Consider the following 23,577-nt stretch of genomic DNA (forward strand, 5'->3'; position numbering starts at 1 on the left):
GGGGGCGGACGGGATCCGACCGGAGGAGTGCCGATGGGCTTCGAACGGGTCAGCGGGGACCGGCTTGTGGCCGCGCCCCGTTGCGGTGCGGCCATGGGGTGGTGGGGGCCTCGGCTGCGTAGGAGGGCACCGGGCCCTGCGGCAACTGCGGCGAGGTGAAGCGCACGGGCAGTGTGCCCAGGCCCTTGCTCCACGGCGAGTTGACCCACTTCAACTCGTCTTCCGGGACCGCCAGATCCAGGTCGGGCAGGCGGTGCCGGATCGTGTCGACGGCGGTCCGGGTGATCAGTCTGGCCGGGTCCTGGGCGGGGCAGGTGTGCGGGCCCGCGCCGAATGCCAGATGGGAGCGGTTGCCGACCACGGGGGCGCCGTCGGGCGGCAGGATCGCCGGATCCGCGTTGGCCGCCGCCAGGCCGAGGATCAGCATGTCGCCCGCCCGGATGTCCTGGCCGCCGAACCTCATGTCGCGCGTGGCGTAGCGGGCCGGGAAGTTCTGGGTGGGCGGGAAGCGCCACAGGACCAGGTCGAGGGCGTCGTCGACGCTGAGGTGGCCGCCGCTCAGCGAGGAGCGCAGCGCGGGGTCGCAGAGCAGGATGCGCAGCGAGGTGGCGATCCAGTTCACCGTGGTCTGGTTGCCCGCGACGAACATCACCACGAGGTTGTGCAGCACCTCCTCGTCGGTGAGCCGCGCCGGGTGGTGCAGCAGCGCCGAGACGATGTCGTCGCCCCTCACCCGCCGCTTCTCCTCGATCAGTGACAGGAGGATCGCCCCCATCCGGCGACTGGCGTCCGCCGCCCCGCTGGTGCCGGACGCCAGGCCGCCCACCGCCTCCACCAGCTCCCGGCCGGTCCGGTCGTCCACCCCGAGCAGCCCGGCGATCACCCGCAGCGGCAGCATGCGTGCGTACGAGGCGACGAGATCGGCCTCGCCGTGGTCAGCGAATCCGGCGATCAGGGCCTCGGCGGTGGTGCGTACGCTGCGGCGCAGCTCGTGCCCGTTGATCCCGGCCAGCGCGTCGGAGACGGCGCCGCGCATCCTGCGGTGCTGCTGTCCGTCCGCGAAGAGCAGCGCGGGGCGCCAGCCGACCATCGGCAGGATCGGCGAGTCGGCCGGCACCCGGCCTTCGCGCAGCAGGCTCCACCGGCGCGGGTCGTGGGAGAAGTCCTGCTCCTCGCGGGTGAGCCGGAGCAGTTCGCGGTGGCCCAGGACCAGCCAGGCGTCGATGCCGGGGGCGAGGGCGACCGGTGCCACCGGGCCGTGCGTGCCGCGCAGTTCCTCGTACAGCGCGGGCATCGTATTGCCGTCGAGGCCGGGCCCGTACAGTGCGGCCGCCTTGGCGGGGGCGCCGGTCACGGGGCAGCTGACAGCCGGGCCGGCCGGGGGGTGCGGCGTGCTCATGAGGACTCCGTGGCGACGTGGATGAGGTGACGGACCAGGGCGATCAGCGCCCGGATCGATGAGGCCCGGTCCCGGGCGTCACAGATCACCAGCGGGGTGCCGGGCAGCAGGTCGAGGGCCGTACGGATGTCGTCGGCGTCGTACCGGGGGCCGGACGGGAAGACGTTGACGGCGACCGCGAAGGGGAGGTCCAGGTCCTCCAGATTGCCCAGTGCGTCGAAGGAGGCCGCCAGGTCCCGGGTGTCCACCAGTGCGAGCGCGCCCAGTGCCCCCTTGGCCAGGTCCTGCCAGGCCGGCAGGAACCGCTGCTGGCCGGGCGTGCCGAACAGGTACAGCACCAGGTCGCCGTCGATGGTCAGCCGGCCGAAGTCGAGGGCGACCGTGGTGGTCCTCTTGCCGCTGTCCACGTCCGCGTCGACCCGGACGCCCGCCTGGGTCATCGATGCCTCGGTGGAGAGCGGTTCGATCTCCGACACCGTGCCGATCAGCGTCGTCTTGCCCACCCCCAGTGGGCCGACGACCAGGATCTTCGCCGCGCCCGACACGTTCGAGTCGAGGTACTTCCCGTCGGTCGCGGCGGGCGGCGTGCCGGTCTCGGCCAGGGTTTCAGAGGCAGCTTTCGAGACCATGGAGGACCTTTCTGAGCATGGTCACATCGGCGCGTTCGGCCGGCGGGATGGGCGGCCGGGTCACGATCAGCCCCCATCGGAGGAGGTCGGAGAGCAGCACTTGCGCGACCGACGGCGGCTGGCCGAGGTGGGCGGCCACCTCCGCGACCGAGATGAGCCCCTCGCAGTGCTTCAGGATGGCGAAGTGCTCCGGCTGGAGGGTGGCGGGGAACGCCACCTCCGCCGTCATCACCAGGGACTCCCAGGACAGCGGTTCGCCCTCGGACTCCGTGCGGCCGCGTGTGATGACGTACGGTCGGATCGCCGATGCCCTCGGCACCTCGGGCCGCTCCGCCATCACGTCGCGGCGGCCTCGTCCCGGGGCAGACTGGTCAGGTGGGCGCCGATCTTCGCCACCAGCATCTGCATCTGCTGGGCCACCAGGCCCACGTCGGCGTCCAGATCGGTGGCGACCCCCAGGTGCGCGCCCACCCCGGCGTGGGTGAACAGCACGAACCCCTGGTCGGTCTCCAGCATCAACTGGCGTGTTGTGGCACCCCGTCCGAACAGCAGCGCGCTGGTGGACCGGCCCGTCATGGTCATCGCCGCGCAGGCCGCCGAGAGCGACTCCGCGTCGGCGACGCTCAGGGCGGCCACCGGACCCGAGAGGTTCTCGGCGGAGGCGTGCCCGAGACGCAGCCCGTCCTCCGACACCACCACGGCGTGCCGGACGCCGGGAATCTCGGTGAGGGGGCGGAGCATCCATCCCAGATCGGGGAGTCGGGTGATGGTTCCGGTCACGGTCGGCCTCCGGCTTGCTCGTGCGGGGTACTGGGCAGGGACTGTCCGCCGTACGGGGGCGACGTGGGCCCGGTGTCGCCGTCCGCGTCGACGGCCGCCCGGCCGCGCAGCGTCCCGGACACCACACTGGCGATCGAGGCGCGTGCCGCCTCCGGTGTCCAGGGTTCGGCGGGCGCGTTGCCGGGCAGCGGGTCGGGCGCCGAGTGCCGTGCGGGGGCCGTGGACGGGGCGGCACCGCGCCGGCTGCGCCGCCGCGGCAGGCCGGCCGGCTCGGGGGCGTCGTCGCGTACGGCTGCCGGGGGCACGGCGGGTGCGGCGTGCTCGGCCGGTTCGATCGACGGGCGGCGGTGTGCGGCGGGCCTCGGCAGCGGGTCGGTGAGCAGCCGGAACGGTACGAACATCACCGCCCGGGTGCCGCCGTACGCCGAAGACCCGCTCAGCTCCACGTTGAAGCCCAGCTCCCGGCTCCAGCGCCCGACACACGCCAGGCCGAGCCGCGGCACCGCGCCCAGGCGGGTCAGGTCCAGGTCGTCACGGAGGTGGCCGAGGGCCTGGTGCATCACGTCCGGCGGCATCCCGAGCCCGGCGTCGTCGATCTCGATGACCGCACCGGAGCCCACCTCCCGCACGCTGACGACCACGGGGGAGCTGGACGGTGAGAACACCGTCGCGTTCTCCAGCAGTTCGGCGATGGAGTGCATCAGCCCCTCGGCGGCCGGGGGCACCGCGTACAGGGTCTGTCCGCCGTGCACCTCGATCCGCCCGAACTCCACGATCCGGGACTGGGCGCCCCGTACGCAGTCGTAGAGCGAGACCGGCCTGGTCTCCCGGCGGGCGGGCCAGATGCCGCACATCACCAGAAGTGTCTGCGCCTTGCGGGTCATCTGCGAGGCCGCGTGGTCGGCCTTCATCACGTTCGCCATCAGGAGCGGGTCTTCGATGGAGCGCTCGACCTCGTCCAGGACCTGCTGCTGCACGGTCGCCATCACGTGCATGGTGCGCGCCACGGATTCGAAGGCGGCCTGCACCGAGTCGCGCAGGGTGCGCTCGCGGTGTACGGCGGTGTCCGAGCCGAGCGCGACGACGACCGAGTCCAGTGCCCGGGCGAACTCCTCACCGGTCTGCTCGGGCGGCGCCATCGGCCCCGGCACGCCGTCCAGCCGCTGTCCGGTGTGCAGTCGTTCGGCGATGGCCGGGACGCGTACGGCGGCCAGATGCACCACTTCGGCGCCCCGGGCGGCGGCCACCTCGGCCTCCTGGGCGCGGTGTGCGCGTTCGGCGGAGAGCCGCCGGAAGAGGAACAGCACCCAGGCGATCAGCAGGACGACGGCCGCGGCACCGGCTCCCGCGAGGACCTGGTGCCACCCGGCGTCCGCGATGACGGCGGCCCACCCCGCACCGGCGGCCGCCAAGAGGGTGATGACCCATCCGGCGACGGCCGCGCTGGGACCGGGGGCGCGTCCTGGCTGCTTCAACGGCCGACTCACCGCAGGGGCCCCGACCTGACGACCCTGCGGACACCGTTGTCAGCCACGAGAAGCGAAACCTTTCACGACACGTCGAATCCCCGTTCGGGGGGTGGGAGCATGCAAAGCCTAGGCCAAGTGGCTCGAATTGTTGAGGTGTTGATCCGTTTCGGTCACACCGGGTGGCTGGGAATGGCGTGTTGACGCCCCTGTGCCGCCCGTTCCGGTGTGCCGCCGGCCCGCACGTGCCGCGCATGTACACGCCACGGCCCCATCCCGCGCGGCGCTCGGTTTCGGCCCCGGCCCCGCGCGGCGCTCAGTTCGCGGGCGGTGGCGCCGTGCTCTTGCGTACGACCAGGGTCGTCGCCAGCTCCAGCCGGGTGGAGACCGGTTCCTGGGCCCGCAGCCGCATCAGCATCTGCGTGGCCTCCTCCGCCATCTGGCGCAGCGGCTGGTGGACCGTGGTCAGTGCCGGGCTCGCCCAGCGGGCGATGGACACGTCGTCGTAGCCGACCACCGAGAGATCGTGGGGGACGCGCAGTCCGTGCACCCGGGCGGCCTCCAGCACGCCGAGTGCCTGGAGGTCGCTGCCCGCGAAGATCGCCGTGGGGCGCTCGGGGTGGGACAGCATCTCGGTGGCGCGGTCGTAGCCGCCCTCCACATGGAAGTCGCCGAACAGGACGAGTCCCGGGTCCACCTCCAGCCCCGCCATGGTCATCGCCGACCGGTAGCCGTCGAGCCGGGCGCGGGAGCAGAGCATGTCCTCGGGGCCGGTGATGACCCCGATGCGCCGGTGCCCGCACTCGATGAGGTGGCGGGTGGCGGCCAGGCCGCCGTTCCAGTTGGCCGAGCCGACCGAGGGGACGTCCGGGTCGGGGTCGCCCGCCGGGTCCACGATGACGAACGGGATCGAACGCGCCCTGAGCTGCTGTTTCACCTCGCCGGGCAAGGTGGAGAAGACCAGCACGACACCGAGCGGCCGGCGCTGGAGCATCGCCTCCATCCACTCCGGTCCGGGCGCGTGGCGGGTTCCGCTCTCGGTGAGGACGACCCCCGCGTTGTGGGCCTTGGCGATGTTCTCCACCCCCCGGATCAGCTCCATCGCCCAGATGCTCTCCAGCTCGTGGAACACGATCTCGATGAGTGGCGCCTCGCCCGCCGACCGTGTGGTGCGCCGGTAGGCGTGGGCCTCCAGCAGGCGCTCCACCTTGACCCTCGTGGGGGCTGCCACGTCCTGCCGTCCGTTGAGGACCTTCGAAACTGTCGAAATCGAGACGCCGGCCTGCTGGGCCACCTGGGCCAGCGTGATCCGGCCCATCTCCTGGTCATCGCGCATGTCGAGGAGCTTAGAGCACGGCCCGGCCCCCACCGAGACGTAACGCTTTGATTACGCAGTGACCGAGGGTTGACCCCTCAGAGGGGGAGTCCTAGCGTCCCGACTCAGAAGTTTCGGCAATTATTCCGAAACAGTTTCGAGAGGCGAGTCGATGAAACAACGCGCACGGTTCTCGCGGACCGCTGTCGTCGGTGGTGCGGCGCTGGCCCTGGTGCTGTCCCTGTCCGGGTGCGGAGGGGGCTCCGACGCGGCCGACGGCGACACCATCCACGTCCTGGTCTACGGGGACGCGGCGAACAAGGTGGAGAAGGAGCTCGTCGCCACCTTCAACAAGACGTCGAAGGTGAAGGCCGTCCTGGATACGATCCCGGGCGCCGACTACCAGGCGAAGCTACAGACGATCATCAACAGCAAGCAGGCGCCGGACGTCTTCTTCAACTGGGGCGGCGGCAGCATCAAGCCGTTCGTCGACGCCGGGCTGCTGCTCCCGCTGGACCCCTTCATCGACAAGGACCCGGACCTCAAGGCGAAGTTCCTGCCCTCCGTGTTCAACAGCGCGGCGGTGGACGGCACGTCCTACGGAATCCCCATGCGCGGCACCCAGCCCGTGCTGCTCTTCAACAACGGCAAGGTCCTCAAGAAGGCGGGCGTCGAACCCCCGCAGACCTGGGACGACCTGCTGGCGGCGGTCAAGGCGCTCAAGGCCGACGGCGTCACCCCGATCGCGCTGGGCGGCGGCGACCGGTGGCCGACACTGATGTGGTTCGAGTACCTCTACGACCGAATCGCCGGGCCCGAGCTCTTCCAGAAGGCGCTGGACGGCGACAAGGACGCCTGGGCGAGCCCCGACAGCCGGCAGGCGCTGGGCAAGATCAGGGAGCTGGTGGACGCCGGTGCCTTCGGCACCAACTACGACTCGGTGAAGTTCACCGACCAGGGTTCCCCCACGCTCCTGGCGACCGGCCGGGCCGGCTTCGAGCTGATGGGCTCGTGGGAGTACTCGACCCAGCAGGACGCGCACCCGGAGTTCGCCGAGAGCGACCTCGGCTACAGCGCCTTCCCCTCCGTCGAGGGAGGCAAGGGCGACCGGGCGAACCTCGTCGGCAACACCAACAACTTCTACTCCGTGCTGAAGAAGACGAAGCGCCCGGAGGCCGTCGCCGAGTTCCTGAAGCTCATGTACTCGGACCAGTTCGTCAAGGCGCAGCTCTCCATCGGTAACCTGCCGACCACGACCAACACGGAAGGGCTCCTGGACACCGCCGCCAGCCCCGAGTTCGCGAAGTTCCAGTACGACATGGTCAAGGAGGCCCCGGCGTTCCAGCTCTCCTGGGACCAGGCGTACCCGCAGTCCGCGGCCACCGCGATGTACCAGGCCCTCCAGCAGTTCTTCAACGGCTCGATGGACGAGGACGCCTTCATCAAGGCCATGCAGGCGCTGCCGACCTCGTGAGCTCACCGACATCCGGACCCGGAACTCAGGACATGACCGGAACGCATGACATGAACCGAACTTCCGCCATCGCCAAGAGCTCCAAGGGCTCAAAGGGTTCAAAGGGCTCCAAGGACTCCGAGGGCAGGGAGGCGGTGAGGAAGCCCGGCCCGGCCGGCATCGCGGTGGGCCGCCCGGGGTTCCTCTGGGCGGCCCCCGCCGCCCTCTTCTTCGGCCTCTTCGCCATCGTCCCGCTGATCATGGTCGCCGTACTCTCCTTCGCCAGCTGGGACGGTCTGAGCGATCCGGAGTTCGCCGGCCTCGCCAACTGGAAGAAGCTCCTCGACGACCCCGTCATGATCAAGAGCCTCTGGCTGAGCGTCCTGCTCACCGCGCTCGGGGTTCTCGTCCAGACCCCGCTGAGCATCCTGCTCGGGGTCTGGGCGGCGGGGCACCAGCGCAACCGGGCCGTCCTCTCCGCCATCTACTTCGTCCCGATGCTGCTCTCCATCGCCGCCGTCTCCGTGCTGTGGCGGGCCCTCCTCGACCCCAACCTCGGGGTCCCCGCGCAGGCCACCTGGCTGTTCGGCGACGGCAACCTCTTCGGGATGCAGGCCAGTGCGATCGGGGTCCTGGTCTTCGTCAGCACCTGGCAGTTCACCCCCCTGCACACGCTGATCTACCAGGGCGCGGCGCGCGCGGTGCCACCGGTCCTCTACCAGGCGGCGCAGATCGACGGCGCGGGCCGGGTGCGGCAGTTCTTCCACATCACGCTGCCGCAGCTGCGCAACGCGATCATCACCTCGATGATCCTGATGGTGGTCGGTGGGCTCACGACCTTCGACACCGTGCTCATCCTGACCCAGGGCGGGCCGGGCAGCGACACCACCATCAGCGCGTTCTACATGTACCAGAAGGCGTTCAAGAGCTTCGACTACGGATCGGCGTCCGCCATCGCCCTCCTCCTGGTCCTCGTCTCCACGCTCATCTCGCTGATCGTGGTGCGGCTCTCGGGCTACGACAAGATGCGCAGCACCATGGAGGGACTGTGAGCAAGAGCCGCCCCAACCTCCTCGCCGGTTTCGGCTCGGTGGTCTGGCTCCTCGTGGTGGGGCTGCCGCTGTACGTGATGCTCATCGCCACGTTCCAGTCGCGCCCCGACTACGCGGCGAACGGCCCGCTGGCCTTCCCCGCGCACTTCACACTCGACAACTACATCAAGGACCTCAACAGCGGCTTCGCACAGTATTTCCTCAACACGGTCATCGTCACCGTGTGCGTGGTGGGCATCGTCGTCCTCCTCGTCCCGCCGCTGGCGTACACCATCGTCAGGAGCCGGGGCCGGGCCACCACCACGGTCTTCCGGCTGTTCCTCCTGGGGCTGGCCATCCCCTCGCAGGCGGTCATCGTCCCGATGTTCTTCGTCATCAGCCAGGCCGGCCTCTACGACAACCTCATCGGCGTCATCCTGCCGACGGCGGCCTTCGCCATGCCGGTGTGCGCCCTGATCCTCACCGGCGTGATGCGGGACATCACCCCCGATCTCTACGAGGCGATGACGATGGACGGTGCCTCGTCCCGGCGCGTCTTCTTCCAGCTGGTGCTGCCGCTGTCCAGGAGCGGGGTCGCGACGATCATCGTCTTCTCCGCCCTCCAGGCGTGGAACGGCTTCCTCTTCCCCCTCGTCCTGACGCAGTCCGCGGAGACCAAGGTCATCACCCTGGGCCTCTACGAATTCCAGACGGAGCACGGTGTCGACACCCCGGGGCTGCTCGCCGCCGTCGTCCTGTCCATGCTCCCCATCCTGATCGTCTACCTGTTCGCTCGTCGTGCCCTGGTACAGGGGCTGATGGGGGTCGGAGGAAAGTGACCACCAACATCGACAACGCCGGCGCGCCGACGGCCGCCGGGACCACCGATTCCGTGGTGCCGGTCTCCGGCGCCACGGACCACCGCACCGGGCCCTGGCACGACCCCGCCCTCACCCCCGAGGCCAGGGCCGACGCCCTGATCGCCGCCATGACCCTCCAGGAGAAGACCGCCCAGCTCGTCGGCGTCTGGGTGGGCGCATCCGACGAGGGAGGCGAAGTCGCCCCGTTCCAGCACGACATGGAGGAGGCCGTCGCCCTCGACGACCTTCTTCCCCACGGCCTCGGCCAGCTGACCCGCCCGTTCGGGACGGCTCCCGTCGACCCGGCCGTGGGCGCCCTCTCGCTGGCGCGCACCCAGGAGCGGATCGCCGGAGCCAATCGGTTCGGCATCCCGGCGCTCGCCCACGAGGAGTGCCTCGCAGGCTTCGCCACCTGGGGCGCCACCGCCTATCCGGTGCCGCTGTCCTGGGGCGCCACCTTCCATCCGGAGCTGGTACGTGAGATGGCCGCCGCGATCGGCCGCGACATGCGCTCCGTCGGCGTGCACCAGGGGCTCGCCCCGGTACTCGATGTCGTACGCGACGCACGCTGGGGCCGCGTCGAGGAGACGATCGGCGAGGACCCGTACCTGGTGGGTACGGTCGCCACCGCCTACGTACGGGGACTGGAGTCGGCCGGAGTCGTCGCCACGCTCAAGCACTTCGCCGGGTACTCCGCCTCACGGGCGGGACGCAACCTCGCACCCGTCGGCATGGGTGCGCGGGAGCGGGCCGACATCATCCTGCCCCCGTTCGAGATGGCCGTACGCGAAAGCGGCGTGCGGTCGGTCATGCACGCCTACACCGACACCGACGGCATCCCCTCCGCCGCCGACGGACAGCTGCTGACCGGTCTGCTCCGCGACACCTGGGGCTTCGCAGGGACCGTGGTCGCCGACTACTTCGGTATCGCGTTCCTGAAGACGCTGCACGGTGTGGCGGGAACCTTCGGGGAAGCGGCCGGTGCGGCACTCTGGGCGGGGGTGGACGTGGAGCTGCCGACCGTCAAGACGTTCGGCGGCCCGCTGGCCGAGGCGATCGCCGAGGGGCGCGTACCCGAGGCGCTGGTGGATCGCGCGGTACGCCGAGTCCTCGTCCAGAAAGCCCAGTTGGGGCTGTTGGACGCGGGGTGGAGGCCAAAGCCGCTGGTGCTGGACGGAGTTGCGGACGGCTCCACGGGCGCAGACTCGGAGGCGCTGCGCGGCACCGTCCGTCTCGACACCGAGGAGAACCGCGCGCTCGCCCGCCGCGTCGCCGAACAGGCCGTCGTACTCCTGCGCAACGACGGCACCCTGCCCCTCGCGGCGGGCGCCGGAGCCCCGGCCCGTATCGCACTCGTCGGACCCAACGCCGACACCCCGACGGCCGTCCTCGGCTGCTACGCCTTCCCCGTCCACGTCGGGGGGCAGCATCCCGACACCCCGCTCGGCATCGAACTGCCCACCCTCCGCGAGGCCTGTGCGGCGGAGTTCCCGCACAGCGAGATCGTCACCGCGCGGGGTGCGGACATCGACGGCCCGGAGACCGGCGGCTTCGGTGAGGCCGTCGATCTGGCCCGAGGCGCCGACCTCGTGATCCTCGCCCTCGGCGACCGGGCCGGCCTCTTCGGGCGCGGTACGAGCGGGGAGGGCTGCGACGCGGAGAGCCTGGCGCTCCCCGGTGTCCAGCAGCAGCTCCTCGACGCCCTCCTCGACACGGGTACCCCCGTCGTCGTCACCCTGCTCGCCGGACGCCCCTACGCCCTCGGGCGTGCGGTGGACGAGGCGGCCGCGATCGTGCAGTCGTTCTTCCCCGGCGAGGAGGGGACGACGGCCATCGCCTCGGTGCTCAGCGGACGCACCGCACCCTCCGGCCGGCTGCCGGTCGGCGTGCCGCGCCACCCGGGCTCCCAGCCCGCCACCTACCTGGCGGCGCGGCTGGGGCACTCCAGCGATGTGTCCAGCGTGGATCCGACCCCGGCGTACGGATTCGGCCACGGTCTGACGTACACCGCCTTCGAGTGGAGCGATCTCGTCGTGGAGGGCGGACGCGCTTCTACGGAAGGGGAGTTCACGCTCTCCTGCACCGTCCGCAACACGGGTGCGCGGGAGGGGACCGAGGTGGTCCAGGTGTATCTGCACGACCCGGTCGCCTCGGTGGTCCAGCCGGTGCAGCGCCTCATCGGGTACGTACGCCTCGGGCTGGATCCCGGACGGACGGCCAGGGTACGGATGACGGTCCCGGCGGACCTCGCCTCCTTCACGGGGCGCGAGGGCCACCGGATCGTCGAGCCGGGCGATCTCGAACTCCGGCTGAGCGCGTCGAGTACCGACACGCGCCTCACGGCCCGGGTCACGCTGACCGGCCCCGTACGCACGGTCGACCACACCCGTCGGCTGCACATGGGCATCGCGACCGAGATCCTCACGGACGCGCCGTAGCCCGGCGGGAGGGGCCTTCGCGGGTGGGACGTCCAGCCGCGAAGGCCCTTTCCCCGCTCCGGCGAAGGGGCCGGGGCGGGTCTCAGCCGAGGACGAGGGGCAGGGCGGCCAGGCCCCGGGTGAGACGGGTCCGGCGCCAGGTCAGGGACTCTGCCGGGACGGCCAGGCGCAGGCCCGGGAAGCGGGCCAGCAGGGTGCGCAGGGCGATCTCCGCCTCGGCCCGGGCCAGCGGGGCGCCCGGGCAGCGGTGGATGCCGTGGCCGAAGGAGAGGTGGCCGGTGGCATCGCGGTCGAGGTCCAGGCGGTCCGGGTGCGGGAACCGCCCCGGGTCGCGGTTGGCGGCCCCGGGGGCGATGAGCACCGGGAAGCCCGCCGGGATGTCGACCCCGCCGACGCTGAGCTCCTGAGTGCTGTGGCGGAAGGTGGCCACGCTCACCGGGCAGTCGTGGCGGAGCAGTTCGTCGAGGGCGCCGGGGATCAGGTCCGGGTCCCGGCGGAGCCGGTCGAACGCCTCCGGGTGCCGGAGCAGGGCCAGGACGGCGTTGCCGATGAAGTGGGTGGTGGTCTCGTGCCCGGCGACCAGGAGGAGGGCGGCCAGGGAGACGGCCTCGTCCCGGTCGAGGCCGCCCTCCTCGCAGTCGCGCAGGAGGGAGTGGAGCGGGCCGTCGCCAGGGGTCTCACGGGCCGTGTCGACGAGGTGGGTCAGGTAGCCGCCGATCCGGTGCGACGATGCGTCGACGAGGTCGGTGTCCTTCGCGTCGAAGAGGTCGTGGGACCAGCCGGCGAGTGTGGCGCGGTCGGCTTCCGGCACCCCCAGCAGCTCGCAGACCACGGTGACCGGCAGCGGAATCGCCAGCTCCGCCACCAGGTCGACCTCCGTGCCCGGGCGCCACGCGGCCATGAGGCCGTCGACGACGCGGGTGATGAACGGGCGCAGTTCCCGGACGCGTCCGGTGGTGAACAGCGGTGTCGCCACCCGCCGGTGGCGGGTGTGCACGGGCGGATCGCTCGCCAGCATGTGGCGGGAGATCGCCGGGTGCAGGTCGCGGTCGGAGGGCCGGCCGGCGAAGAAGCGCGCGGTGTCCTTGGACAGCCGGGGATCGGTGAACGCCGTACGGGCCTCGGCATGGCCGGTGATCAGATAGGCCTGGTGCCCGCCGGAGCCGGTGGGGACGCGCTGGACCGGGCAGCGCTCGCGCAGCCGGTCGTAGGTGGGATACGGGTCGGCGAAGAAGCGCGGGTCGCGCAAGGGGTCCTGCCCGGGGGAGGTCACGAGGCCGCTCCCACCTTCTCGGGCGCCGGGCGCCGCGCGTGGGCCCGCGCCACGAGCAGCAGCCAGGCGGTCTCCGCCGGGAGGTCGCCCCGGCGGGAGCCGGTGCCGGCGGCGGGCGGGGCCTCGTCGCCTTCGAGGGGGCGTCCGGTGCGCTTCGCCTCGACGGCCGCGGCGATGACCGCCGCCTCCACCTCGGCCTCGCCCTCGGGGGTTTCGGCCGCGCCCCGGCGCGCGACCTCGGCCGCGGCGGCGTCTCCCACCGACGCCGGACGGTACGGGCGCAGGGCCAGCACGCAGTCGTTGATCTCGATGACCCGGCGGTGCAGGTGGAAGTCGAGGTCGTGGGCGTCGACCTCGGTGCCGCCCGGGTCGAGTACGACCTCGGGGACCGCCGAGGTGACCTCCCGCCACAGGGGTTCCAGCGCGGTGAACGACTCCCGTTCCCAGCGCCGGCGGCGCAGCCGGCTGAGCGGCCACAGCAGGGCGGGGAGGGTGAGCCCGGCGGTGATGAGGAGGACGGCGACGGCGGGCGCGGTCACGCTGAACGCGCAGCGGAAGGGGGTCAGCGGGCCGGAGCACCGGGCATGGTCGGGAACGAGCCCCAGGCCGAGGCCGATGGAGATCAGGGCGAACAGCTTGTACGCGGCGTACAGGAGGGCGAAGCCACAGCCGACCGAGGTCGTACGCAGGCCCCAGCGCTGGCTGCGGCGGGTCGACCGCTTGGACTGGGCCCAGGTCTGCAGCAGGAAGTCCTTGGCCGTGTACCCCAGGTAGGAGATGTAGACGAGGACGTAGCACGCGTACAACACCGGGTTACGTCCGGTGAGCTGCTCGGCGACGAAGAAGGAGGTCATACCGGTGACGGCGATCGCGAGCGCGATGACGCGCAGCCGGATCTGCCGGTCGGCCCGTTCGCGGTCCAGATTGAGCTGGAAGAGGAAGGCGAGGATCGAGGTGGCCGCCGCCAGGGTGAAGGTGTTGCTGAGGAGCCGGGCGACGTGGGGGACCACCGATTCGACCGCGCGCTCCACGGCGGGGGCGTAGGAGGCGAAGGCCAGGGCGAACGAGGTCAGCAGCGCCACCATCGCCCAGGTGCCCGTGGGGCGGTGTCCGCCGCGCCCTCGTACCCAGTAGGCGGCGAAGCACAGCAGCACGACGGCCGTGCCCGTGAACACGATGTTGATCATTTCCGGTGGCGTTTCTTCCTGTGTGGCTCGGCGAACAGCGCGTCCCAGCTCTCGGCCCCGCTGGCGGGCCGGTGCGACGGGCCTTCGCGTCCCCGGTACATGAGCTGCCGGATCACGCTGGCCATCACCTCGGCCTCGCGCTCGTCCTCGCTCGTGTAGCTGGTCCGGCCGGACATGCGCTGTACCAGGGTGGGGTCGAACCCGATCGCGCGCAGGGTGTCCAGGTCGAGTTCGAGGCTGCCGGGGTGGTCGCAGATGATGTGGCTGATCTCGTGGGCGAGAATGTGGTTCTGGTGGAGGGGGGAGGTGGCCTCCTCGTAGAACAACAGGTCGGCGTCCGGGGTCTCCAGGCGGATGCCGCACGGGGCGTCCGTGGCGCCCAGGGTGCTCAGGGGGCGCAGGATGACGGGGCGTCCGCGCTGTCGGGCCACGGCGTCGCGGAGGTCGCGGGTGGTGAAGCGGTGCGGGAGCCCAAGAGCCTCGACGCGTGCCTCACACGCGGCGCGAAGCTGCTCAAGGTCCATGTCCTCACTCTGGTGACGCCGGTCGGAGCTGGTCGGCCGGGGCGAATCTCCCCCTGGAGGCCCGCTGCGAGCGCCTCAATGCTGACATGTTCGCGCCCCTGCTCCGAAGGCGGGGTGCGGCCGCGGGGGTGTCGTCTGGGGGGTCCCCACCCGGCGCCCGGCACCCGGCGCGCGGTTCAGTCGTCCAGGTTCAGATCCTGCGCGCTGTCGTCGGTGGTGAGCCCTTCGAGCCTCCGGGCCTGTTCGATCACGGTGGAGAGCATCTTCAGGCTGTCGACGCTCAGGCCGTTGGCGCGCAGGGCGACCTTGCGGACGTCCTGGTCACGCATGGCGGCGATGAGGCCTATCTCCGCCTTGGTGCGCTCGGCCGCCGCGCTGTCGACGAAGTAGCCCGCCGGTACGCCGAAGAAGTCGGCCAGGGCCTTGATGGTGTGCCGCGTGGGGTTCCGCTTGGCACCGGTGCGCAGCTGCTGGATGGCGCTCGCCGTCACCCCGCGCCCCTCGCCGGTCGAAGCCTTACGGATTCCCTCGGCGACCTCCGCGTAGGTGTAGGGCCCCCGGGAAGGGGGGTGCACCTCGCGGAAGAGGTGGTCCAGGAGCTGGGCGAAGCTGGGTGACTGGTCATCCTCCACGTACACGACCTCCTTGGTGTGATGCCGAGCCTTCGCCCACCACAGTGTTTCCCGAAGCTCATCGGGTCGGCCCCGGCAGCACTTTGGTTGACGAGGGGCGGCCACTCTGGTGTACGTTACCAATGCTTCGTCGCCACTGAAGTGTTGAGGGTGGGGCATGGTGGCAGCCGGGCCGGGGGTCGAACTTCACGGGGGTGAGCTCGGCCTCCGGCCCGGGGCACCGTCGCCGCGCCAGCTGTGGAAATCCGCACGCGGTCGCCCGGCCGCACGAGCCCGCCGCTGTCGATCACCATGTGGCCGAAGGCCGCTCCCGGCACGACCGGCTCCCGGAGAGGGCGCGAGCCCCGGCCGCCCGCCCGGACCGAGCACAGGGCCGACCGTCGAAGAGGGGCCGAAGCCGAGGCGGACGGTCCGGCCACGGGCGAACTCGATGGTTGTCCGCTCCGTCCCCGGTCAACAGCGGGTCAGGTCGACCAGACCACCCTGCCGTTGTGCACGATGACCACCTTGGCGTCGGGACGCAGGACCAGCTGGGCGCCGCCGAAGTCGTGGGTCTTGGAGGCCCAGATCGGGCGGTCGTCGCCGTTGTGGATGACCAGGTTGCCATCGGGCTGGAAGATCGCCCGGTGGTTCGCGCCGAAGGTCATCGCGGCCCAGATGGGCTTGTTCTGCTCGTTGTAGACGACGAGGTTGCCGTCCTGCTGCATGGTCATGCGGATGCGGTTGGTGGCCCAGGACTGACCCACCCCGATGGAACTGGTCGCGCTGACCCTCTGGGTGCCCCAGTTCGGCTTCGGGGCCGCCTTGGGCTTGGCCTTCGGCTTCGGTGTGGGTGAGGCCTTCGGCTTCTCGGCGGGGGCGCTCGTCCTGGGCTCGGGCGCGGGTGCCACGGGGACGGGGGCGGCCTTCGGAGGGGCGATCTTCTTCTGCTCGGTCGGGGACGGTGTGGGCTTCACCGCCACGTAGTCGTCCAGGGCGGCCGGAGCCGATTCCGGGTTGAGGACCGTGTCGGCGCTGCCCGCGACCGGAGCCGTGTTGGTGTTACGGGGCTCCTCGTCGTTCGCACTGCCCATCAGGAGCACGGGTATCGCGACCAGGGCGGCGCCGACGAACACAGCTCCCGCCAGGACCGGTGTGCGGGGGCGGCCCTTGTCAGCCGCGGTGACGGTCTTGGTGGCCGGCTTCGCTGCGACGGCCGTTGCCAGTGCGATGCCCTCCGTGCGGCCATGGGGTGTCTCTTCGTCGGTCTTCGCCGTGGAGGTGGGCTCGGAGGGGGCGGCGGCCGTCGGGGGTTCCCCGGTGCCGGGGGTGGGCTCGGCCGATGTCCGGGTCTCCCCGGTGCCGGGGGTGGGCCGCGCCGAAGCCTGGGGCTCCTCCGCCCCGGTCGTGGCCTCGCCCGGAGCCCGGGGCTCGCCGGTGTCGGCCGTCGCGGCGGGACCGGCCGGGGGTTCCCCGGCGCCGGCCGTCGCGGCTGGGGCGGCCGGAGTCCGGGACTCGTCCGTCCCGGCCGCTGAGCCGGGGCCGGTTCCGGACTCCTGTGCCTCGGCCGGTTCGGCGGGCTGCGAAGGTGTGGGGCCGGGCTTCTCGGCGGCGGCCGCGGAGTTGGTGCCGGGGCGGGGGCTCGGGGGACATGCGCTGACTCCTCCTCGGGGGCGTGCCCAACGTAGCCCGTCGGGGGAGCGATGGAGACGTCTCACCGGGATACGCCTCCGTCGCTTTGTCACCCCACGCCTCACTGCTCCCGGAAAGTTCCCCGCTCGGGCAGCGAACGGGCACGTGGAGGGCCGATACGGGCACCTCGCCGTGCCCCGTGAACAGAGCTCGTATGACATCCTGTTGACTTCCCGATCTGATCACTGCCGACGGTGGGCCTAGGCCGTCCGGCATTCAAAACTCGTACGGAGCCAAGAGTTCAGGTGGAGATACCGCTCGGAGAGCGGCAGCAGGATGGACAGAGCGTCCCGTTGGCCCTTCCGGATGCCTCCCTGGTGCCGGAAGCCGTGAAGGACGCTGCCCGTCGTGCGCCGGGCCACTGGATCGGGATCGTCGATCCGGAGTGGACGCAGGCGCTGACGCCGCCGGAGTGGGCCGTGCTGGGGAGTGGCAGTCGGACGCGAGCGGGGGCGTGGGCGAGTACCGCGCCAACCCCGGCTACCGTCCCTCCGCCCGTGCCCTCGGCTGGCCCGAGCCCACCGATCCGGTGGACGCGGCGGCCCAGCGGGCCGCCACCGGATACGGCACGGTGGACGAGGCGCTGGCCGCGCTCGCGGAGGCTGACGTCACCGTCGTACGCGCGCCGGACGGCGGGCCGCTCATGGCCGCGGGGCGGGACGGGGCGCCGGTGGTGCTCCTGTTCACCTCGCCCACACACGCATTCATGTCCGCGGCACTTCACCATGACACCGTGTCCGCCAGGGAGCTGGCCGATTCGGTGGCGACCGCCGGCGCCCTGCTGTCGGTCAACTCCGGTGCTGCGGCTCCCCTGCTCGTCCCCGCCGACAGCCTTCCGGGCCCGACAGCACGCCGGACGGCCCCGACTCGACCGAACCCTGGCCCCACACCACAGGGAGGATCCCGTGACGCGTTCGTCGTCCCAGCAGACCCCCGCCTCCCCGGAGGCTCACACGGAGTCCGCCACCGAGAGCGAGGAGGCGGCCGTGAACGCTCCAGCGGCCGCCGCCCCCGTCGCTCCCGGCGAGCCCGACGCCCCGGACGCGGCTGCCGCGCCCGACTCCGCACCCGTACTGACGAAGACCGAAGCCGCGACCGCCGAAGCCCCGCAGACCGGGATGCCGGAGAAGCCCGGGGCGGCCGCGAAGCCCGAGAAGTCCGAGGAGGCCGAGAAGGCAGCGGAGTCCGGGAAGGCGGTGAAGGGCGAGAGCCCCGACACCCCGGCCCCCGGCACCGAGGCCGGAACCCCCGACACCGCCTCCGAAGCCGATCCCGACCCCAGCGCCGCCGCCGCTGCCCAGAGCAGGCTCCCCGCCCTCGTACGGACCATGTCCGCCACCGCCATCGGCCAGCCGCAGGCGGAAGGCGGTCCCGTGGGACGGCCCGGCAAGGCCGCCCTCGCCGGGGCGGCGGTCGCGGGGGCGCTGCTCGTGTCGGTGCCCTTCCTCGTCCTCGCCGGGAACAACGACGACGGGCCCCAGCAGACCAACGTCGCGGCGGCCGGGACCGTCCTCGACGGGAGCGGGCCGGAGGCGCCGGGCGAGTTCGCCGTCACCGCGCCCGAGACCAGCGCGCCCGCCGAGGAGAAGAAGGTCGAGGAGAAGGTCCGCAACCCCGTGCCGGCCCCGCCTCCGCCGGCGCCCTCCGCCACGGAGGAGGTGAAGAAGGACGACACCCCCAAGGACCCGCCCAAGAAGGCCGATCCGCCCAAGGCACAGCCCAAGAAGGAGAGCGCCGCCAAGAACCAGCCCGCCCAGGCCAAGTCCGCCGTCACCTTCAGCGGGTCCGTCTCCTTCCGCAGCCACCTGTCCGGCCGCTGCCTCGACGTGCCCGGCCACAACTTCAACGACGGCCAGCCGCTGTTCATGTGGGACTGCAACGGCGCCGACGCCCAGAAGTGGCGCTTCGGCTCCGACGGCACCATCCGGGCCAGGGACAAGTGCCTGGACGTGGCCAACGCGGTGTTCCGCAACGGCACCCCCATCCAGCTCGCCTGGTGCAACGGCTCCGCCGCCCAGAAGTTCACCCTGAACGGCGCCCATGACCTGGTCAACACGGTCGTCGGCATGTGCGTGGACATCCCGAACCACAGCAAGAGCAGGGGCCCGTCCACGTACCTGGTCCTCTGGCAGTGCACGGGCAACGACAACCAGAAGTGGAGCACCTGACCCGAGGGCCCGGAGGCCGGGAGTCCCGCTCCCGGCCTCCGTACGCCACCCCGGGCCAGGCATGATGGCATCGCCGGGGACGCCCAACCGCGTCCCGGGCGAAGAGGGGCGTCCGGACAGGACGCCGCCGTAGCGAGGAGGTTGGTGCGTGTCGCGCCAGGTACTGTCGGTCGGCCCCGGGGACCGCTTTTCGACGATCGGCGAGGCGCTCGCCGCCGCCCGCACCGGTGCGCTCATCAGCGTCCGGCCCGGAACGTACGCCGAGAACCTGGTGATCCACACCCGGGTCACCCTCACCGCCGCCGAGGGGCGGGGCACGGTGGAGATCCGGCCGCGCACGGGCAGCGTGCTCGCGCTGCGCGCCGACGCCGTGATGCTCTCCGAACTCACGCTGCGCGGCGGTGACGCCGAGCTGCCGGCCGTCGACGTCCGGCGCGGCCAGGCCGCGTTCGACGGCTGCGAGATCATCGGCGCCGCCTGGACCGCGATGCTGGCCGGCGGGACCGGCTCCCTCGCGCTGCGGAACTGCCGGGTGAGCAACCCGCAGGGCGCGGGTGTCGTCGTGACCTCGACCACGCCCACCACCGTGGAGTCCTGCACCCTCGAACACCTCGGCACCAGCGGCATCGTCCTCGCCGAGCAGGGCGAGGCCCGTGTCCGCGACTGCACGGTACGCGGGGCCCGCGGCAACGGCCTCCTCGCCAACGGCGAGACCCGCGGCACCGTCGAGGACTGCGACATCTCCTCCACCGACAAGCCCTCCATCGCCCTGGAGGAGAACTCCGCGCTCTCCGTCGTCCGCACCGTCGTGCACGACACCAGCACCGGTGTGCACCTGAGCACCGCGGGCCGCACCACCCTGGAGGACGTCCGCGTCACCGGCGCCTCCGGCAACGGCATCGTCCTGGCCGCGGGCACCGACCCCGTACTGCGCCGCTGCCGGGTCTCGCGCGCCCGCGGACACGGGCTGTTCGTCACCGACCGGGCGCGCGGCACCTTCGAGGACTGCTGGGTCGACGGCGCCCAGGGCGCGGCCCTGCGGGTCGCCGGGGCGTCCTCCCCGGCGCTGACCGGGCTGACCGTCCGCGACTGCGAGGGGATCGGGCTGCTCCTGGAGGAGGACTCGGCCCCGGAGCTGGACCGCCTGGAGGTGATCGGCTCCTCGCCCGCCGTCGCCTTCCAGGGCGGTGCCAACCCGCTGCTGCGCCGGGCCCGGCTGGTGGAGCCCGCCGGTGACGGCATCGCGGCCACCAAGGAGGCCCGGGGCCGGGTCGAGGACTGCGAGATCGTCCGGCCGAAGGGCGCCGGTGTCCGGGTGGCCTCCGGCTCCACCCTCTACCTGGCCGGTGGCGGGGTCTCCGACACCGACACCAGCGGCCTGGTCGTGGAGGACGGCGGCAACGTCACCGTCCGCGACTTCCGCGTCGAGATCTCCGGCGAGGAGGGGTGGTCGTCGCCGCGGGCGGTGAACTGACCGCCAACCGCACCACCGTCCACGCCCCCAAGGGCCACGGCTTCCTGCTCCGCGAGGGCGCGCTCGCCTCGCTCAGCGGCTGCGAGGCCAACGGTGGTGCCCAGGACGGGTTCCGGGTGGAGTCCACCGCCCCCGTCTCGCTCGTCAACTGCACCGCCCGGGAGAACGAGGGCGGCGGCCTGGTGCAGACCGCGCCCGGCGAACGCCTCGCCGTGGACGGCCTGAACAGCGTCTCCAACGGCAAGCGCGACGCCTGGGGCAGCGGCAGCGCCGAGAACACCGACCCGGCGGGGTCCGGCGCCGCCGACGCGCCCCCGCCGGACCGCGCGGACGGCCCGCTCGGCGCCCTCAACGCGCTGATCGGCCTGGAGAACGTCAAGCAGCAGGTGCGTACGCTGGTCAACCTCACCCAGCTCGCCCAGCGCCGCGAGCAACTCGGCATGCCCGCGCCGCCGATGAGCAGGCACCTGATCTTCGCGGGCCCGCCCGGCACCGGCAAGACCACCGTCGCCCGCCTCTACGGGGCGATCCTGGCCGAGCTGGGTTCGCTGCGCAGCGGCCACCTGGTCGAGGTCTCCCGCGCCGATCTGGTCGCCCAGGTCGTCGGCGGCACCGCGATCAAGACCTCCGAGACCTTCCAGCGGGCCCTCGGCGGAGTCCTGTTCATCGACGAGGCGTACACGCTCACCGCCGACAGCGGCAACGGCGGCGCCGACTTCGGCCGCGAGGCCGTGGACACGCTGCTCAAGCTCATGGAGGACCACCGCGACGACGTGGTGGTGGTCGCGGCCGGGTACTCCCGCGAGATGGAGTCCTTCCTCAGCTCCAACCCGGGCCTGGCGTCCAGGTTCTCGCGGACCGTCGAGTTCGAGAACTACGCCGTCGACGACCTGGTCGCCATCATGGAGAGCATGTGCGCCCAGCACCAGTACGAGCTGGGGGAGGGGACCGCGGAGGCGCTCGCCGCCCACTTCGGTGCGATGGACCGGGACGCCGGATTCGGCAACGGCCGTGCCGCGCGCGGGGTGTTCGAGGAGATGGTCGACCGGCAGGCGATCCGGCTCTCCTCCCAGGCCCAGGTCAGCGAGCACGATCTGCGGCTGCTGCTCCCCGATGACGTCTCCGCCACCGCCGCCGCCTCGGCGTCCGAGACCGCCGCACCGGCGGACGACCCGCTCACCCGCCTCGGCGACATGATCGGGCTGGCCGACGTGAAGCGTGAGGTCGCCGACCTGGTCAACCTCATCACCACCGCCCGCCACCGCGCAGCCGCCGGGCTGCCCGTCCCCTCGCTCTCCAACCACCTGGTCTTCACCGGCCCGCCCGGCACCGGCAAGACCACCGTCGCCCGTCTCTACGGCGAGGTGCTCACCCAGCTCGGCGTCCTGGAGCGCGGCCAGCTGATCGAGGCGGCCCGTGCCGACCTCGTCGGCCGGTACATCGGCCACACCGCCCAGTTGACCCGCGAGGTCTTCGAGAAGGCCCGTGGCGGTGTGCTGTTCATCGACGAGGCCTACACCCTCACCCCGCGCGGCGGCGGCGCCGACTTCGGCCAGGAGGCGGTGGACACCCTGCTGAAGCTGATGGAGGACCACCGCGACGAAGTGGTCGTCATCGTGGCCGGATACACCGACGAGATGGAACGCTTCCTCGCCTCCAACCCCGGCCTCTCCTCCCGCTTCCCGCGCCGGATCTCCTTCGCCGACTACTCCTCCGAGGAGCTGGTCACCATCGTCCGCGCCCAGGCCTCCGCCATGGGGTACGAATGCGGGCCCGGCACCGGACCGCTGCTCAAGGAGTACTTCGACGCGGTGCCCCGCGACCGCTCCTTCGGCAACGCCCGCCTCGCCCGCCAGGTGGTCGAGTCGATGGTCACCCGCCAGGCGGGCAGGCTCAGTTCGCTGGCCGCGCCCACCCTGGACGACCTGCGCATCCTCCTCCCGGCCGATGTCACGGCCGCAGCCCCGAAGGTGGTCCCGCAGTGAGGCCGACCCGTCTGCTGTGCGGGGCCTCCCTCGCCGCCGCCCTGGTGGTGCCCGTGGCCGCCGCCCCGGCTCAGGCCGGGTCCCTCTCCCGTACACCGGCGGCCTTCCCCGCCGCCGACGGGGCGAAGGGCCAGGAACTGCCCGGGATGCCCACCGCACTCGACCCCCGGGCCGAGGCCGTCACCTGCACCCCCGCCTCCAAGGAGCGGGCGAAGAAGCAGGACTGGTCGCGCCAGCGCCTCGACCTGGACCGGCTGCACCGGCACACCACCGGGGCGGGCGTGACCGTCGCGCTGATCTCCACCGGCGTCGACCCCGGGGCCGAAGGGCTCGACGGGCGCGTCACGGCCGACGGCGAGGCGGCGGACGACTGTGTCGGGCAGGGCACGTTCCTGGCCGGGCTGATCGGCGGGACCGGCGGCTCCACCTCCCGTCTGGCCGGAGTCGTCCCGGACGCCAAGATCCTCGCCCTGCGCGGCACCGACCGGCGCGGGCAGCCGGACGCGGCGCTCGTCGCGGCGGCGGTACGGGCCGCGACCACCGCCAAGGCCGACGTGATCGCCGTCACGGTGGCGCTCCCGCGCAAGGACACCGAGCTCACCAAGGCCGTCGCCGAGGCCCGCAAGGCCGGAGCGGTGGTGGTCGCGGCGGCGACCCCGGAGCCCCCGTCGCGGGGCTCGGCCGACGAGATCCCCACCCGTACCTACTGGCCCGCCGGTGAGCCCGGGGTCCTCGCGGTCGCCGACATGCTGCCCTCCGGAGCCCGCCCGGACGGTGCCCTGTCCACAGGTGACGTCGATCTGGCCGCCCCGGGCGCCGGGGTGGTCTCCGGCGGGCCGCGCGGCAAGGGGCACTACCTGGGCGGCGGCGTGGCGGTGGCCACCGCCTACGCGGCCGGGGCGGCGGCGGCCGTCCGCGCCACCCACCCCGACGACAAGGCCGCCGCGGTCACCCGGCGGCTCACCGCCACCGCGTACCCGGCCGACATGCCCCAGCTGGACGCCTACGCCGCCGTCACCACGGTCCTCGGCGACGCCGCCGCGCCGCCCGCCGCAGGTGCGCAGCGGGCCGCCGAGCCCGTGGCCGTACGCGACACCTCCGACACCGACCGCGCCACCGGCCGGGCCACCCTCTTCGTCCTCCTCGGGGCGGCCGGCGTCGGCTCCCTCCTTTGGGCCGGCTTCGCGCTCACCCGGGCCCGAGCCCGGGGCTGGCGCCCGGCCGGGGCCGGCACGTCCGACAAGGGCTGAACGCGAGAGGCGCCCTCCCCCGTCGGGGGAGGGCGCCTCAGC

At 72.3% G+C, this 23,577-nt stretch carries 17 protein-coding genes and 2 pseudogenes; 8 read left to right on the plus strand and 11 right to left on the minus strand.

Features of this window, described 5'->3' with window-relative positions; translation table 11 throughout:
• Positions 1 to 49: 49 nt before the first annotated feature.
• The 6 genes from D6270_RS26470 to D6270_RS26495 form a co-directional block, all read right to left on the minus strand.
• Positions 50 to 1,399, minus strand: coding sequence for a cytochrome P450 (locus tag D6270_RS26470; RefSeq protein WP_109163176.1), 1,350 nt, complete (start codon positions 1,397 to 1,399; stop codon positions 50 to 52).
• A complete protein-coding gene (locus tag D6270_RS26475) occupies positions 1,396 to 1,944 on the minus strand; it encodes a GTP-binding protein (RefSeq protein WP_109167265.1) in 549 nt (182 codons plus the stop codon). The genes D6270_RS26470 and D6270_RS26475 overlap by 4 nt, the downstream gene beginning before the upstream one ends.
• A 61-nt stretch (positions 1,945 to 2,005) precedes the next feature.
• Positions 2,006 to 2,365: a DUF742 domain-containing protein gene (locus D6270_RS26480; RefSeq protein ID WP_109163175.1), complete on the minus strand. Its 360-nt coding sequence runs from the start codon at positions 2,363 to 2,365 to the stop codon at positions 2,006 to 2,008.
• On the minus strand, positions 2,365 to 2,808 hold the full coding sequence (locus D6270_RS26485) for a roadblock/LC7 domain-containing protein (protein ID WP_109163174.1): 444 nt from the start codon (positions 2,806 to 2,808) through the stop codon (positions 2,365 to 2,367). Before D6270_RS26485 ends, D6270_RS26480 begins: the two co-directional genes overlap by 1 nt.
• Entirely contained in the window at positions 2,805 to 4,283 is a 1,479-nt protein-coding gene (locus tag D6270_RS26490; protein WP_225976950.1) for an ATP-binding protein, read from the minus strand. The genes D6270_RS26485 and D6270_RS26490 overlap by 4 nt, the downstream gene beginning before the upstream one ends.
• A 307-nt stretch (positions 4,284 to 4,590) precedes the next feature.
• Positions 4,591 to 5,610, minus strand: coding sequence for a LacI family DNA-binding transcriptional regulator (locus tag D6270_RS26495; protein ID WP_109163172.1), 1,020 nt, complete (start codon positions 5,608 to 5,610; stop codon positions 4,591 to 4,593).
• Positions 5,611 to 5,761: 151 nt separating this feature from the next.
• Between D6270_RS26495 and D6270_RS26500 the strand changes: the two genes are divergently transcribed.
• Genes D6270_RS26500 through D6270_RS26515 form a run of 4 tightly spaced genes read left to right on the plus strand, consistent with a single transcriptional unit; the run spans position 5,762 to position 11,371 of the window.
• Positions 5,762 to 7,063 (plus strand): ABC transporter substrate-binding protein, encoded by a 1,302-nt coding sequence (locus D6270_RS26500; RefSeq protein ID WP_109163171.1) that lies wholly within the window; start codon positions 5,762 to 5,764, stop codon positions 7,061 to 7,063.
• Between the two features lie 50 nt (positions 7,064 to 7,113).
• The gene (locus tag D6270_RS26505) at positions 7,114 to 8,094 is read left to right on the plus strand and encodes a carbohydrate ABC transporter permease (protein WP_225976951.1); all 981 of its coding nucleotides are present in this window, start codon (positions 7,114 to 7,116) and stop codon (positions 8,092 to 8,094) included.
• Complete coding sequence (locus D6270_RS26510) at positions 8,091 to 8,912, plus strand: carbohydrate ABC transporter permease (RefSeq protein WP_109163170.1); 822 nt, start codon at positions 8,091 to 8,093, stop codon at positions 8,910 to 8,912. Before D6270_RS26505 ends, D6270_RS26510 begins: the two co-directional genes overlap by 4 nt.
• The gene (locus D6270_RS26515) at positions 8,909 to 11,371 is read left to right on the plus strand and encodes a beta-xylosidase/alpha-l-arabinosidase (RefSeq protein ID WP_204117050.1); all 2,463 of its coding nucleotides are present in this window, start codon (positions 8,909 to 8,911) and stop codon (positions 11,369 to 11,371) included. The genes D6270_RS26510 and D6270_RS26515 overlap by 4 nt, the downstream gene beginning before the upstream one ends.
• A gap of 82 nt (positions 11,372 to 11,453) precedes the next feature.
• Here the strand turns inward: D6270_RS26515 and D6270_RS26520 are convergent, their stop codons facing one another.
• From D6270_RS26520 to D6270_RS33375, 5 genes are all read right to left on the minus strand, one after another.
• The gene (locus tag D6270_RS26520) at positions 11,454 to 12,644 is read right to left on the minus strand and encodes a cytochrome P450 family protein (protein ID WP_109163169.1); all 1,191 of its coding nucleotides are present in this window, start codon (positions 12,642 to 12,644) and stop codon (positions 11,454 to 11,456) included.
• The gene (locus tag D6270_RS26525) at positions 12,641 to 13,831 is read right to left on the minus strand and encodes an MAB_1171c family putative transporter (RefSeq protein WP_109163168.1); all 1,191 of its coding nucleotides are present in this window, start codon (positions 13,829 to 13,831) and stop codon (positions 12,641 to 12,643) included. The genes D6270_RS26520 and D6270_RS26525 overlap by 4 nt, the downstream gene beginning before the upstream one ends.
• Complete coding sequence (locus tag D6270_RS26530; protein WP_109163167.1) at positions 13,828 to 14,355, minus strand: M48 family metalloprotease; 528 nt, start codon at positions 14,353 to 14,355, stop codon at positions 13,828 to 13,830. Before D6270_RS26530 ends, D6270_RS26525 begins: the two co-directional genes overlap by 4 nt.
• A 176-nt stretch (positions 14,356 to 14,531) precedes the next feature.
• A complete protein-coding gene (locus D6270_RS26535; RefSeq protein ID WP_109167262.1) occupies positions 14,532 to 14,987 on the minus strand; it encodes a helix-turn-helix domain-containing protein in 456 nt (151 codons plus the stop codon).
• A gap of 464 nt (positions 14,988 to 15,451) precedes the next feature.
• Entirely contained in the window at positions 15,452 to 16,684 is a 1,233-nt protein-coding gene (locus D6270_RS33375; RefSeq protein ID WP_225976952.1) for a mannose-binding protein, read from the minus strand.
• Between the two features lie 219 nt (positions 16,685 to 16,903).
• On the opposite strand from D6270_RS33375, the pseudogene D6270_RS26545 reads away from it, so the two are divergent.
• The 4 genes and pseudogenes from D6270_RS26545 (at position 16,904) to D6270_RS26560 (ending at position 23,535) form a co-directional block, all read left to right on the plus strand.
• Positions 16,904 to 17,567, plus strand: a pseudogene (locus D6270_RS26545) (type VII secretion system-associated protein).
• Complete coding sequence (locus D6270_RS26550; RefSeq protein WP_109163164.1) at positions 17,564 to 18,826, plus strand: ricin-type beta-trefoil lectin domain protein; 1,263 nt, start codon at positions 17,564 to 17,566, stop codon at positions 18,824 to 18,826. The pseudogene D6270_RS26545 and the gene D6270_RS26550 overlap by 4 nt, the downstream one beginning before the upstream one ends.
• Before the next feature lie 148 nt (positions 18,827 to 18,974).
• A pseudogene (locus tag D6270_RS26555) lies at positions 18,975 to 22,285 on the plus strand (right-handed parallel beta-helix repeat-containing protein).
• On the plus strand, positions 22,282 to 23,535 hold the full coding sequence (locus tag D6270_RS26560; RefSeq protein WP_109163162.1) for a S8 family serine peptidase: 1,254 nt from the start codon (positions 22,282 to 22,284) through the stop codon (positions 23,533 to 23,535). Before D6270_RS26555 ends, D6270_RS26560 begins: the two are co-directional and overlap by 4 nt.
• The last annotated feature ends 42 nt before the right edge of the window (positions 23,536 to 23,577 follow it).

It is taken from the genome of Streptomyces griseus subsp. griseus (assembly GCF_003610995.1).
Lineage (GTDB): Bacteria > Actinomycetota > Actinomycetes > Streptomycetales > Streptomycetaceae > Streptomyces.

Bases quoted from the DNA above. Each gene is read 5' to 3' on its own strand.
- D6270_RS26470 (WP_109163176.1), bottom strand. From the start codon at position 1,399: ATGAGCACGCCGCACCCCCCGGCCGGCCCGGCTGTCAGCTGCCCCGTG.
- D6270_RS26480 (WP_109163175.1), bottom strand. From the start codon at position 2,365: ATGGCGGAGCGGCCCGAGGTGCCGAGGGCATCGGCGATCCGACCGTAC.
- D6270_RS26495 (WP_109163172.1), bottom strand. From the start codon at position 5,610: ATGCGCGATGACCAGGAGATGGGCCGGATCACGCTGGCCCAGGTGGCC.
- D6270_RS26500 (WP_109163171.1), top strand. From the start codon at position 5,762: ATGAAACAACGCGCACGGTTCTCGCGGACCGCTGTCGTCGGTGGTGCG.
- D6270_RS26505 (WP_225976951.1), top strand. From the start codon at position 7,114: ATGAACCGAACTTCCGCCATCGCCAAGAGCTCCAAGGGCTCAAAGGGT.
- D6270_RS26525 (WP_109163168.1), bottom strand. From the start codon at position 13,831: ATGATCAACATCGTGTTCACGGGCACGGCCGTCGTGCTGCTGTGCTTC.
- D6270_RS26530 (WP_109163167.1), bottom strand. From the start codon at position 14,355: ATGGACCTTGAGCAGCTTCGCGCCGCGTGTGAGGCACGCGTCGAGGCT.